At 65.8% G+C, this 13,608-nt stretch carries 10 protein-coding genes; all 10 read right to left on the bottom strand.

Going from position 1 to position 13,608, the window contains the following annotated elements:
• Positions 1-12 precede the first annotated feature (12 nt).
• Positions 13-402 (bottom strand): DUF4280 domain-containing protein, encoded by a 390-nt coding sequence (locus C0Z18_RS10865; protein WP_102645415.1) that lies wholly within the window; start codon positions 400-402, stop codon positions 13-15.
• A 24-nt stretch (positions 403-426) separates the two neighbouring features.
• Complete coding sequence (gene tssH / locus C0Z18_RS10870) at positions 427-3,072, bottom strand: type VI secretion system ATPase TssH (RefSeq protein ID WP_102645416.1); 2,646 nt, start codon at positions 3,070-3,072, stop codon at positions 427-429.
• A complete protein-coding gene (gene tssG, locus C0Z18_RS10875) occupies positions 3,069-4,118 on the bottom strand; it encodes a type VI secretion system baseplate subunit TssG (protein WP_146013991.1) in 1,050 nt (349 codons plus the stop codon). Before tssG ends, tssH begins: the two co-directional genes overlap by 4 nt.
• Positions 4,103-6,031, bottom strand: a complete 1,929-nt coding sequence (tssF, locus tag C0Z18_RS10880) for a type VI secretion system baseplate subunit TssF (protein ID WP_102645418.1) — start codon at positions 6,029-6,031, stop codon at positions 4,103-4,105. The genes tssG and tssF overlap by 16 nt, the downstream gene beginning before the upstream one ends.
• Entirely contained in the window at positions 6,028-6,555 is a 528-nt protein-coding gene (tssE, locus tag C0Z18_RS10885; RefSeq protein WP_102645419.1) for a type VI secretion system baseplate subunit TssE, read from the bottom strand. The genes tssF and tssE overlap by 4 nt, the downstream gene beginning before the upstream one ends.
• An 87-nt stretch (positions 6,556-6,642) precedes the next feature.
• The gene (locus tag C0Z18_RS10890; RefSeq protein WP_102645420.1) at positions 6,643-7,125 is read right to left on the bottom strand and encodes an Hcp family type VI secretion system effector; all 483 of its coding nucleotides are present in this window, start codon (positions 7,123-7,125) and stop codon (positions 6,643-6,645) included.
• Between the two features lie 87 nt (positions 7,126-7,212).
• Positions 7,213-8,703, bottom strand: coding sequence for a type VI secretion system contractile sheath large subunit (gene tssC, locus C0Z18_RS10895; RefSeq protein ID WP_233217276.1), 1,491 nt, complete (start codon positions 8,701-8,703; stop codon positions 7,213-7,215).
• Positions 8,704-8,754: 51 nt separating this feature from the next.
• Positions 8,755-9,312 (bottom strand): type VI secretion system contractile sheath small subunit, encoded by a 558-nt coding sequence (gene tssB, locus C0Z18_RS10900; RefSeq protein WP_102645422.1) that lies wholly within the window; start codon positions 9,310-9,312, stop codon positions 8,755-8,757.
• A gap of 42 nt (positions 9,313-9,354) precedes the next feature.
• On the bottom strand, positions 9,355-10,386 hold the full coding sequence (tssA, locus tag C0Z18_RS10905) for a type VI secretion system protein TssA (RefSeq protein ID WP_102645423.1): 1,032 nt from the start codon (positions 10,384-10,386) through the stop codon (positions 9,355-9,357).
• Between the two features lie 219 nt (positions 10,387-10,605).
• Positions 10,606-13,518 (bottom strand): PipA/GogA/GtgA family type III secretion system effector, encoded by a 2,913-nt coding sequence (locus C0Z18_RS10910; protein WP_158244222.1) that lies wholly within the window; start codon positions 13,516-13,518, stop codon positions 10,606-10,608.
• Positions 13,519-13,608: the final 90 nt, after the last annotated feature.

A 13,608-nucleotide genomic window follows, 5' to 3' on the forward strand; every position in this document is an offset into this window, starting at 1 on the left:
CGCCCGCGCATGCTAGGGCACCACCGTATGGACGGTGCCCGCCAATGCGACATTGATGCACCCGCCGGACGCGCAGACGCAAACGCTCACGTTATCGAGTGCCGGCACACCGCCGATCAACACGGTCGGGGCGCCGGGCAACCACGGCGCTTCGGTGAGCGGGACGCACGGCGCCGGCGTGAGCACGCCCATCGCCGCCGCGGTCGCAGCCGCGACGGCGGGATTCGCCGGCGAAGTACATAAACCGAACGTCGGGATATTGATGAGCGGCAGGTGATCCATGATCGTCGCGGCCGGGCGCTGTTCGATGAATACGCGGGCTTTGGGAAGGACGATGAGCGCGGTGGGCGCGGCGCCGAACGAGCAGGTCAGCTCGGCACCGGCGACAACGGGTTGCGGCATCCGTGACTCCTTCGCCGGGTGGCATCAAGGCTCGATGCGGCAGCCGAATTCGCCGTGCAGGGCGAACAGCGACATCCGCGCGGGCACTACGTGTTCGGCGCGCGGGCACAGCAACGCCTGACCGATCTCGGGCAAGACGGCCTCGGCGATCGACGCGTCGACGAGGCGGGCCCCGCTTGCGCGCTCGGCGCATCGGCCGGCGATCGCGGTCACCACCGCTTCGTCGTAGGCGAGCGTCGTGCCGTGCTCCGCGTGCACGCGCGCGCTCACGTCGTCCAGTTGCGTCCGCACGATCGAGTGCATCGCGTCGTCCGAGAGCGGCAAGTACGGAATCGTCGTCATCCGTGCCAGCAGCGCCGCCGGGAACACGGTGAGCAGCGCTTCCCGCAGTGGCGCGCGCAGCGCGTCGAGCGCGGCGGCGGCCTCCCCGCGAGCGTTTAGCCACGCTCGCGCGATACAGTCGTCGCCGAGGTTCGTCGTCAGCAGAATCAACGTGTTTCGAAAATCGACGACGCGACCCTCCCCGTCCTCCATCCAGCCCTTGTCGAAGACTTGGTAAAACAACGCATGGACGTCGCGGTGCGCTTTTTCGATTTCGTCGAGCAGCACCACGCAATAGGGCGTGCGGCGCACGGCATCGGTCAACGCTCCGCCCTCGCCGTAGCCGACGTAGCCCGGCGGCGCGCCTTTCAACGTCGAGACGGTATGCGGCTCCCGATACTCGCTCATGTTGAACGTGATCAGGTTGCGCTCGCCCGCGTACATGGCTTCGGCCAGCGCCTGCGCCGTTTCCGTCTTGCCGACGCCCGACGGCCCCGCGAGCAAGAAGACCCCGAGCGGGCGCCCGGGCCGCTGCAAGCCGGCGCGCGCGGTTCGCACTCGGCGCGCGATCTGCTGCGTGGCGTGCGCCTGGCCGACGATCCTCGCATCGAGACGCGCCGCGAGGCCGAGCACCGTATCGACTTCGTCGCGCAGCATGCGGCGCACGGGAATGCCCGTCCAATCCTGGACCACCGAGGCGACGGCTTGCCGATCGACGTTCGCCACGACGAGCGGCGTTTCTCCTTGCTGCTCGCGAAGTGCACCCTCGAGGCGCCCGAGCTCGACGCGGCGGATATCGAGCGCATCGCCCGAATGGCCCGAATGGCCGGCATCGCCGGTATCGCCGAGCGCGGCATCCGTGAGCGCCGCGCGCATCGACAACACGTCGGCGACCTGGCGCGCTTGCTCACGCCAGCGCTGCTCGAGCGCGGCGATTTGCTCGCGCTGGACCGCAAGCGCTTGCTCGGTCTCCTGCACGCGCGCCGTCTCGCCGCGTCCCAGCGCCTGCTCGCGCAAGGCGCCACGGTGCTCGGCCGCAAGCGTCGCCGCCTGCTCGCGCGCGCGATCGAGGGGCGGCGGCACGGCATCGCGGCTGGCCGCGACGCGCGCACAGACGGTATCGAGCAAGCTCACCGCCTTGTCCGGCAATTGCCGATCGTTGATGTAACGATGACTGAGCGCCACCGCGGCACGCAATGCGTCCTCGAGCACCAGCACCCCATGGTGCGCTTCCATGGCAGGCACGACGGCGCGCAACATCGCGAGCGCGCGCGCTTCGTCGGGTTCGGCGACCGACACCGGCTGGAAGCGTCGCGTGAGCGCCGGATCCTTTTCGATGTGACGCTTGTATTCGGCCCAAGTCGTGGCGGCGATCGTGCGCAACGCGCCGCGTGCCAACGCGGGCTTGAGCAAATTGGCCGCGTCGCCGGTTCCCGCGGTGCCGCCCGCGCCGACGAGCGTATGCGCCTCGTCGATGAATAAAATCACGGGCGGTTGCGCCGCCTGCACCTCATCGACGAGCTGCCGCAAGCGCGCTTCGAATTCGCCTTTCGCGCTGGCGCCGGCTTGAAGCAAACCCACGTCGAGCGCGCGCAGCGAAACGCCGCGCAGCGCTTCGGGCACCTCGCCCGCGACGATACGCTGCGCGAGACCTTCGACGATCGCGGTCTTGCCGACCCCGGCATCGCCCGTCAACAGCGGATTGTTTTGGCGGCGCCGCAGCAAGATGTCGATCACTTGCCGAATCTCCTCGTGCCGCCCGATGACCACATCGAGCTTGCCCTCTCGAGCAAGCGCGGTGAGATCCACGCTATAGCGCGCCAGGGCATCGACGGACTTTTCCGAAACCGCTTCGTGCGCGCCGGCTGCCGCCTCCGGCGAATCCGCCGCGACGTGCTCGAACGCGCGCGCCCACGCGCCCTCGTCGAAACGAGCAAGCGCCGGCGCGCAAGCCGTCAGCACGCGCCGCAAGGAAGGCGTGCCGGCGATGCCGATCAGCAAGTGTCCGGTGCGTACTTGCTGGGCCCCGTACTTCAGCGACGCGTAGACGAAGCCGCGCTCCGCTGTCTCCAGCACGTCGGTCGACAAGTCGATCGTCTGTCCGGCGTGGCGCGGCAATCGCTCGAGCGAACGCTCCAATTGCCCGGCCGGCACGCCGATGTCGATATCGAAGAACGACGCGGCCCGCCGCAGATCCGAATCGTCGCGCCGGATGATTTGCAACATCCAGTGGGCCAATTCCACGCGCGCGTGGCCATGCGCCTTCGCCAAGGCGGTACCGCTTTCGACGGCGCGATAGGCCAGCGAGCCCAATCGGCCAAACAGTGCGGCACGGCTCAATTCAGTCATGAAGTTCGTTCCTCGATCTGTAATCCAAATAGCGCGCGCTCGCCGCGAACGCGCAATGCGCCGCGCGCCGCTCCCGCCCGCGCCGAACCGAGCCACGTATGCCGCCCAAGCCGGCTCCCCGCACCGAGTCGCATAGCCGGCGCGGCATCGGGCGCGAGCCTGAGCTCGAATTCGAACTCCAGCATCGGCCCCGCATATACGCGCACCCATTGCGCCATACGGCGCAACCGAGGCGTACCGGGCTGCAGCCGCTCGTATTGCCGCGCGTCCAACGGGCCCGCGACGATTCGAAACTTGTACTGCCGGTCCCACACGCGGCGCCCCAGCACGTACCCGGCGCCCAACGTCCCGCGATTGCGTGCGCCGAGCCGCACACCCGCCGTATCGGGCAGCGACAGCCATTGCCCGATGAAAGGCTCGATCCGCACCGCTACGCCGAACTCGTCCACGAGCAACGCCGCGAGACCGCAGGCATGGCGGCGGCGGTCTCCCAGCAAACCGGCCGCACCGAGCCGCGCGTCGCGGTGGACCGACGCATCGGCATTAGCATCGGCATCGGCATCCGGACCCACCTGCCCGAGGCCGCATACACTGCTGACGTACGCCGCGAACCGGTCGCCGCCGGCGCGATCCAAGCCGACCACCGGTTGGCCATCCGCCCAGGCGCGGTACATCAAACTCGACATCCGGTGCTGGAACACATCGAGGAAGCGCTCGAACGTGCGGTCTTGCCGATGAAGCGAGCGGGCCCGAGCATGTTCGGTGAGATAGAGCGGCATCGGCCCATCGGGCCCGAGCAGCCCGAAATCCAACGCAAGGCGAGCGCGACCGCCGCCTTCGGCCGGCTCATAGGACGTCACCTGCGCCGAACCGAAGCGCAAATGCGGGTCGTGCCCGAGGCGAACGGGCTCGTGAGCCGCCTTCCCTTCGCGGCCCAGGCGCGCGTGCTCCGGGTGCGCGCACTCGATGAGCCGCAAAACCTGACACGCTTGGAATTGCCCGGCACACCGGCCCAACTGCTCGGCCAGCATCAGAGGATCTCGCATCGCCCCGCCTTCGCCGGATACCGGGTCACCATTCCCCGCGCGGGCGCGCACACGACCGTCTCCGCGAATTGATTGATCGGCATGTATTCGGCCAACGCCGCGGCCAGCACGGCGCCGAGCAGCGAAGCGGGCGCGCTCACCGGCGCGGCATCGTCGAACGTCAAGGTGATCTCGAGTCCTCGTCCGTAGCTGATCGGCCCCGGCAACGGCAGACGCCGCGTGATCGTCTTCGCGCTCGCGTGACGCAACAGGGAGATCTGATGTCTTCCCGCCGCGTCGTCGGCGGGACATAGCGCGGCGAGCCATCGACGCAACGCGCGCGCATCGTGGGCAGCCGGCTGCGTCGCGGCACCGGCCCATTCGTTCGCGCTCGCAACAAGCGGCAACCGGCTCGTCGAGAGCATGTCCAGCAGGCGCCATAAATTCGTAGGCTCCGCGAGTGCCGGCCGCGGGATCGTGGGCCCGGCCAAACAGCGCACCGACTGCACCGCCTGCAATTGACCGCCGCCCGTGAAGTCGGTCGTGCCGAGACCCACCGGCATCGACAGCGGCAAGTCGCGATTCGTGCACAGTACGTCCGCGCCCAATTGCTGCAAATCGGCTGCATACGGCGCCTCGCTCGGTGTCACGAGCGCCACGAACACCTCGCTTCCGGCATACCGGGAACGCCCGCCGCGCATGCGCTCGCTCGCCGACAACAAGCGCGGCGCGCGCCGCATTTGGAAGTAACCGGGCGCAACCGCGCACTCGCCTGGATCGCCCGCTCGATAAAGCGGTGCGAATCGCCGGGTAGCGGCGCCCCCCGGCGCGTACCCGTCGATCCCTTCGATGGCGAAAACCTCGAAATCGAGCGGCCGGGTACGATCGACGACGACGTGGTGCTCGAACCGGCGATCGTCGAGCGCGATGCGGTCCGCGCGCCGCGCAAACAAGTTGATGGCAGGCGTGCAATGCAGCGCGAAGCTCGCCGCGTCGATGCTGTTTTGCAATGCCGCGTCGAACGTATCGAGCAGCAATACGACGTCGAACGCCGCCATGCCGGCCTCGCCGCCCGGTTCCATCGCGGCGGCCCATTGCCGTAACCCGATCAGCTCGACGAACGCGAATCGCTGCGCAAACGCGAAGTACTCCCGCAGCAAGCGGCATCCACGATAAGCGGCGCTCGACACGGGCAAGAGCGCCTCTGAATCCTCGAAGCCTTTCGGTTGCACACAGCGCGACGGCAGCGGGACATATCGGACTCCCGAGCCTTCGCCGAGCCGCAAGCACCCGGCCAAACAATGCCCGGTCATCCGCGTATGCAGCAATTCGGCCACACCTTCGCTGCCGCGCAAATAAAGCGGCAAACGATCGAGCGCGCCCCGTGCGTCCCGTGCGGAAGGCCCCCACTCGAACCGCAACGTCAACACCGCCTTCGGCGCGCTGTCGAGCCGGGGCGCCCAGCCGGACGGCAGGCAATCGAAGCCGCGATAGCCCGCCTGCGCCAGCCGCAGCGGCAAGAGCGTCAATGCGTGCGCGGTACGGTATTCGCATCGCGTGGTGCCATCGCGATCGAGCTGGCTCGACAAAGCCGTGCCCCGCGGCACCGCGATGGCCCGCGCCAGCGCCGGATGCGTGCGATCGGGTTCGATTTGCACGACGGCCATCGAGGGCGTCGGCGCAAGCAATCCCGGATAGATCATCTCAGCGAGATGCTGCGTGAATCGCGGGAACTGCGCGTCCATCCGCATCCGGACCCGCGCCGCCAAAAAGCTGAAACCTTCGAGCAGCCGCTCGACGTAGGGATCGGCGCACTCGAACGCATCGAGCCCCAAGCGCTGCGCCACCTTCGGAAACGCCTGCGCGAATTCCCCGCCGACCTCGCGCAAGTGGCGCAATTCCTCCTCGTAGTACGCGAGCAAGGTCTCGTTCATGGCTTGCCCCCCGCTGCGCCCGAGTCCATGCCTTCGATAATGCGCGCCTGCCCGCACTCCAAATCGAGTTCCGTCTTGAAGTAAAGGCGCTCGGGATAGGGTTGCGCCCACAGATCGGCTTGCACGAGGAACGCGACGGAGGTGGCCGCCGCCGTTTCATCGCGCTCGACCGGCTCCACGCGCAACGTTCCGGCGACGATGCGCGGCTCGAAGCGCGTGATCGTCTGCTCGATATCGCGCCCTAGCGCGGGGACGTTCAAACTCGAGCGCACCGTTCCCGTCACGTCGCGCAACCCGTAATTGAGTACCGACGCCGCCGCCAGCGGATGAGCCGCGAGCGACGCGCAGCCATACAACGCGTGTGCGTTGAGCAAGCTCGAAAGGTCGCGCAGCACGCTCGCGCGCAATTGCTTCGCCGACATCACGCGCCGCTCGCGCGGCTCGATGCGCTCATGCGGCGCGTCATCGGATAGCCGGTCGAGCAGCGCCGGCTGCAAGCGGTCTCGACTCGTGAGTTCTGTCATGTGAAATCGAAGCAGTGCAAATGCGGAGCCATCGCGGATAGAAACGGCGGCGCCGGACATAGACCAACGCCGCCTATCGCCGTTGGTCTACGACACCTTCTTCGTCAAGATGTCGAAGCCCGTCTTGCCCTTCGACACGAGCGCGCCCGTCGCCGTGTTTTGCGAGAAGTACTCGCGCTCGATCTTCTCGAACGTCAGATCCAAATGCTCGCTCGTTCCTTCCGCCTGGTACGTGTGGATGCGAGCGTTGGTCAGCGTGACGACGACGAACGGTTTCGGCGTGTTTTCACCGTCGGCCTTATAGTCCTTCAACGTCACCGTCGCGATCGGCTTGCCGCTGTAGAACTGCGCCTCGATTTTCGGCGTCGATCCGCAGATCATCTTGGTGACGCTGACCGGCGACACATAGGCGGCGCCGCTTCCGGACAGGCCCGGCCCGCGCCCCTCCATGGGAATGGCCGCATCGAACGAGAAACTGAGCACGTCCATCTCGTTGCTGGCGCCGTCCACTTGCGATTCGCCGTCGATGCCGGTCATCTTCATCGTCTTGACGATATTGTCGTAATTCATTAGCACTCCTTTATATGTTTCATAACTTCCCGCGCCGCATTCGCTAGACGCTCATGAAGCGGCGGGTCCGCACACTTGCGCGAAACTTCACTGTCCGCCGACGACCGGCAGCTTGCTCACGAGGCGCAGCGATACGGTCAGCCCCTCGAGTTGATAGTGCGGCTTCAGATAGAAGCGCGAGGTGTAGTAACCGGGGCTTCCCGGCACTTCTTCGACGACGACCGAAGCGTCGGCCAGCGGCTTCGAGGCTTTGGTCGCCTCGGAAGAGTGACTCGGCATGCCGTCGACATAGGTCATGACCCACTGATACAGCCACCGCTGCATGTCGTCCTTGCTTTTGAACGACCCGATCTTGTCGCGCGCGATGCACTTCAAGTAATGCGCGAACCGGCTACAAGCAAACAGGTAGGGCAAGCGCGCCGCCAGCATCGCGTTCGCCGTCGCCTCGGGGTCGTCGTACTCGGCGCTCTTGTGTAGCGACTGGGCGCCGATGAACGCGGCCATGCCCGAGTGCTTCATATGCACGAGCGGCAAAAAACCCGCCTTCGAGAGCTCCGCTTCACGGCGATCGCTGATGCCGATCTCGGTCGGGCACTTGGCGTCCATTCCGCCGTCGTCGGTGGGAAAGACGTGCACGGGCAGATTTTGCACGGCCCCGCCCGATTCCACGCCGCGAATTCGCGAGCACCAGCCGTAGTCCTTGAACGAGCGATTGACGTTCGCCGCCATGGCGTATGCCGCGTTCGCCCACGTATAGCGGCTCGAGTCGCCCGCGGACGTGTCTTCCTCGAACGCGAACGCATCGACGGGATTGCTGGCGGCGCCATATGGCGCGCGGGCCAGAAAGCGCGGCAGCGCGAGACCGATATAGCGCGCATCGTCCGACGCCCGCAACGCCCGCCATGCCGCGTGTTCCGGCGTTTGAAATAGCTTGGCGATATCGCGTGGATTGGCGAGTTCTTGCCACGACTCCATCAGCATCACGGCCGGCGATGCACCGGCGATGAACGGCGCATGCGCCGCCGCGCAGATCTTGGCCATCTGCGCGAGCAAATCGACGTCCGGGCCGCTGTTGTCGAAATAGTAGTCGGCCACCAGCGCGCCGAACGGATGACCGCCGAACTGCCCATACTCCTCTTCGTACAGCTTTTTGAAGAGCGGGCTTTGGTCCCACGCGGAGCCCTTGTATTTCTTCAGCGTCTTATGGAGTTCGCCCTTCGAAATATTCATGACGCGCAGCTTCAACTGCTCATCGGTCTCCGTGTTGTTGACGAGATAATGCAGACCGCGCCACGCGCCTTCGAGACGCTGAAACGCCTGACAATGCAGGATCTCGTTGATCTGCTCGGTCAGCTTGCGATCGATGGCGGCAACCAGCGCCTCGACCGTGCTCGTCACGTCGGGCGAGATGCATGCCGTATCGACGAGCGCTTGCTCGGCGAGCGTGCGCACGGCCTGCGTGACCGCCTCCTGGGCATCGTCCGTCCTGGGCTTGAATGCCTTATGCAGCAATGCGCCGAAATCGTCGCTTTCGACCGGCTCCGTGATCACGCCGCGGCCCGCTGTGGCCGGTTGCATCTGCGTTGCGGGGCTGACCTCTGACATAGTGATGTGTCCTCAATGCGTGAATTAAGCGCCGGGCTGCGCATCGGTACCGGCGCAAGCGCCGGGCGTATCCGTCTCGCCGCTCGCGCCGGCGCTCGGGTTGGCGCTTAGCGTGCGCATCAACGCGGGGTCGGCCAACACCTGCGCGACGAGCGCTTCGGCATCGACCTTGCCGTCCATGTAGGTCAGCAGGTTCGCGAGATGCCCCCGCGCTTCGAGCAAACGCCGCAGCGGCTCGACACGGCGCGCGAGCGCGGCAGGCGAAAAGTCGTCCATCGATTCGAACGTGAGGTCGATGCCGATCCGCCCCTCGCCCGTCAGCGTGTTCGGAATCATCGCGGCGACCCGCGGCTTCATCGCTTTCAAACGCTCGTCGAAGTTCTCGCTATCGATCTCGAGAAACTGCCGCTCGGCCACGGGCGGCTGCGGCAACGTCGATTGGCCGGACAGCTCGGCCATGACGCCCATGACGAACGGAAGATTCACTTTCTTTTGCGCGCCGGATACCTCGACGTCGTATTCGATCTGAACGCGCGGTGCGCGGGTACGCCCCAAAAATTTTTGGCTGCTTTCTTGACTCATGCAAACGACCTCTCTTGTGGTTCGCTCAAACAAAAATGGCGGCTACGATGGCGAATGCGATTGCGGTTGCGCCTCGCCGGCCCAATGCTTCACCTGATCCATCGCGGCCGGTGTCAGGTCCGCCACGAGATCGGCGAAACGCATTCCCACGAGCGCGCGGGCGCGTTGCAGCAGAATCGGAACCGGACTCGACGGCTCGGCTTGCGCGTAGTACGCGCACAGGCGCTCGAGCGTACGAACGACGTCGTCGCGATCGGCGATGCGATCGGATGCCGCGGGCCCCGTCACATCCGGCGAAGGGGCGGCCGGCTCGCCCGCGAGCGCGAGCCGTGCCGGGTGCCGCGCGAGCTGAGCCGCCATCGCGCGCAGGGCGTGTGCGAGCACCTCATCGAGGGCCGCGAGGGTGACCGACGCGCAATGGCCCACGCGCTCGTTCAATTGCGCATCGATACGCTCCAGCGAAGTGACGGCACTCGCGAGGGCGGCATGCACGGCGCTCACCTCATCGATCGATACGTCGGCGAACGCGGCATCGATCGCGGCGGGTTCGAGCGCGGGCACATCGGCGTCCGAATCGCCCCCCGCTCGTTCGATATCGTCCAGACTCACCGCCCCAAGCCGCGGTGAAACGATCAACGGCGCCAAGCGCATCGAGCGCACGAACGCGGTTTTGTCGTCGAGGGAAAGTAACGTGTTGATGCGAGCGGCCGGATCGAGATCGTCGTCGGCATCGAGTTGCGGATGCAACGTGTCCCAGTACCGAGCGAGAAGCCCTTCGATCAACGCCAGACCTTGCGCAATCGCCGCAGCGCCGTGCAGCGCGACGAGCGCCCGTGTCAGCCAAACGGCCAAACGCAAGTCGCGGCTTTCCCGCAGCAATTCGAGCGTCGCCGCCTTGACGTGCTTCCAATCCGGTTCGGTCGCCGCAACGCGCATGCTGCCGTACTGCACCTCGGGGGTGCCCTCGAGCGCGCGTGCCGCCTCGAGATAGGCCGGCGAGTATTCGAGATCCGGCCCGCACGGCGATGCGTGGTCCAGCGGTTGCAGCAGCAGCGGCACGTCGATGAGCGTCATGTCGAGTCGTTGGAATTCAAACGATCGAAGCACGCCGCGCGACGGGGAGCGAGTTGATTCAGTGAATGCAACCGTGCTTCGAACAACGACTCGATTGTTGGCTTTATTACGCCGGCGCTCACCCTGAAAATTCTCAGAGTTCGGACGAAATGAAGATCGAGCGTTGCGGCACTCTGGCGACCCCTCCGAAGGGCGCAGCGCGCGTGCCGTGCCCCTTGGTTAAGCGAGTTGCAGATAGCGATCCTCGACCGACGCGCTGCGCATGGCCGAAGTCTGTCGCGCGAGGAGTTGCGCCTGAGCCGCCACGTCGCCGGGTCCCGTCAGCGCGGAGACGAGTTGACGCGGATAATTGAACCCGGCTTCTTTCAAAATGCGATCGGTCAGGTAAACGGCCGGGCCGCGATTGCCCAAGGCATACGGCGCTGTTACCTTGCCGAGCCCGGTCACCGCGCAGACCATCTGATACGCGAGCTTGCGCTCGAGTTCGACCTCCCGCAACCCCGATGGCGCGAGATACTGCAAGCCATCGTCGAGCACGTAGATTCGCTTCGTCGATTGGGCGACGTTCTGCGCTCGGCCGCCAGGCGAGAGCGACTGAAAATCGATATCGCCCTCGAGCACGAACTTCCAAGGGTCCGCGCTCGCCGCCTCGGTCGCCGGCATTTTGTCGAACATGCGGCGAAACGTGGCGCTTCGCCGATAGAGCCGGCCGTAAAAATCGGTGATGACCAAGGCATCGGCGGCGAGCCCGTTCGTCATCGTCCGATCCTGCACGTAAAAGCCGAAGTTTCGATCGAACTTCGTCTTGAAATCGCTCCACGGTAAAAACAATTCGTCTTTCGCGCCCTCGATCGCATCGAGTGCGGCCTTGGCGCCCACGACGGTCAGCCGCGATGCGAGCGGCTCCCCCTCCACGAGCGTTCCAGCCGTTACGGCGCCGCGCTTGGCGTCCACGAGCGCGTCCAAGTAGGCATTCTCGCGCGAGGACGACCGCGCTGCCTCCCGCGCGTTGTATTCGACGGTTTGGTCCACCGGCGTGTCCCCGCCTGCGTCGCTCCTGCGATACATGATCTGCTCGGGAATCGCATAGCCCGCTTCACTCAGGATTTTGTCGGTCAGATAAACGACGGGACCGCGATTGAGCAACGCGATCGCGCGCTCGGGGTCGCGTCCGCCGGTCAGCGCATGAATCATTTCGTGCAGATAGGTCTGCTCCCGTGTCATCGTTCGAGAGCCGCCGGCCGACATGTACGGCATGGCCTCGATATCGGCATCCTTCGGCATGTAGATGCGCTTATGCTCGAAGTCGGTGTAAGCCTTGCGCGGGGAACCGAGCGGCCCGGCTTCGCCGATCGCGAACTCCCACTTTTTCCAGGCATTCGCCGTGGCATTGCTGGCGCGCGAATCCAGCAAGACATGTCGATTGAATAGCCGCCGGAACGTGCCGCTCGTTCTGTACAGGCCGCGGTAAAACGCCCGGGCATCGAAGCGCGACGTATTGGCCGCGGGCGCGCGCAGATCGAACGAGTCGGAAAAACACAGATCGAACTCGCGCAACGCCATGTCGTCGGCTCGCTCGAGCAACGTCTTAACACCTTGGACGGTCATGCGCGCTTGCGCCCACCGGGCGCGCGCGGCCGGCTCGTCGAGCCGCGGATGCACCTCCTGCGCATGCCCCTTGCCCGTTAGCCGGTCGAGTTCGATGCCGGGTGCGTCGGGCACACGCAGCCGTGTATGCCAATCGACCTCGAAATACGTTTCGCCGTCGCGGGCGACCGGCACGATGCGATCCTCGACGTCCAGATGGACGATATCGTAGTTGCGCCATCGTATGCCGCGGTTTTCTCGCGCTTGCCGCGCCAGCTCGCGCAGTTCTTCGGGAACGTTGGCGTCGGGCCGGGCGACGTGCACCGGATCGGCGCTCATCTCGAGCATTTCATGATGCCCGGCGACGTTGAACTGCGAGGCATCGACACGCCCCGCCACGCGTCGCAGTTTCGGCACCACCGGGTGCGTCGCGCGCGAGCCACCGCCTCCTCCACCCGTCGCCACATCGAACATGTCCGCGCCGAGAAAGAGCAAACCGAAGGCGGCGCGCGCCGCGTCGCCATGGCGGATGCCTTCTTCGATGTTGTAAATCGGCCCCACGACGGGCACCGTATTGACCCAGGTCTCCAGCCCGCGCACCCACGCCCGGTGCGATTCCGTCTCGACGGCCAAGTTGCCGGCGATCTCGCCGGCAACCCGCTGCACCGTATCGGGCGACACCGGCATCGATTGGGCTCGCAAGCGCTCCTTGGCGGCAGCGACGACCCAGGGCTGGGTCGGCAATCGTTCGTTGAAGGCCCGTTCTTCGCGCTGCAATTCATCGCGCGGCTCGAGTCGCTTGCCGCCGGGCAGCGTCATCAGGGCGCCGGTCAAACCCACCCAATCGGCCCGATCGAGGAATTCGTCGACGGCGTCGCCGAACGCGCTTTTGACGATATTCGGGTTATCGCCCGCAATGGTGTAATGGCGCGCGTCGGATAGCGCCGCCTCGCTCAGGCCGGCCTCGCGCAAGATACCGATTGCCGCCTGACGCCGATCGAACGAAGGCGGCGGGCCGTAGGCGAGCAGCAGGCGCTCGTTGGCATATTCGATCGCGGCGGCCGAGCGCGCCGCGAAGTCGGCGCCGGCGATGCGATTCGGCGTGAGCACGCCCGACGCTTCGATGCTTCGTGCGAACGGCGAGATCGCGCTCTCGTGATGGGCTGCCACTCTGAGCGTCTCGAACAACCCCAATAACGCCTGCGCTCGGCGCGCGGGTTCGAGGTCTTGCCAACCGCACCCCGGCAGCGCCCATCCCGACAAATACCGGGCGATCCATTCGGCCGGTTTGCCGTCGCCCTGCGCCATCGCGTCGAGAGCGCGGTCGTTGATCTGGTTTTCGTAGAGCAGGTTCAACTGCTCGTATGAAAGCACCTCGAAACCGCTCGCACGCGCCAAATGGGCGGCAAAGAGCAGACGCGGATGATAGGGGTATGAATCGCCCGCGCGCCATGCGGCTTCCCGTTTCGCGAACGCCTTGACCACCTCGGGCTCCTCGCCATGGTCTCGTGGCGTCGCGCCGCCATAGCGCTCGATTCGTAACATGGCCGTCGCCATTGAATGAGCGGGCGAGCCAATGGGAAACCTCGTGGACTCTCTCATTTGCTCGAACTTGCGCGCGAGCAACGTGCGTCG

It is taken from the genome of Trinickia dabaoshanensis, from assembly GCF_002879885.1.
GTDB classification, from domain to species: Bacteria; Pseudomonadota; Gammaproteobacteria; order Burkholderiales; family Burkholderiaceae; genus Trinickia; species Trinickia dabaoshanensis.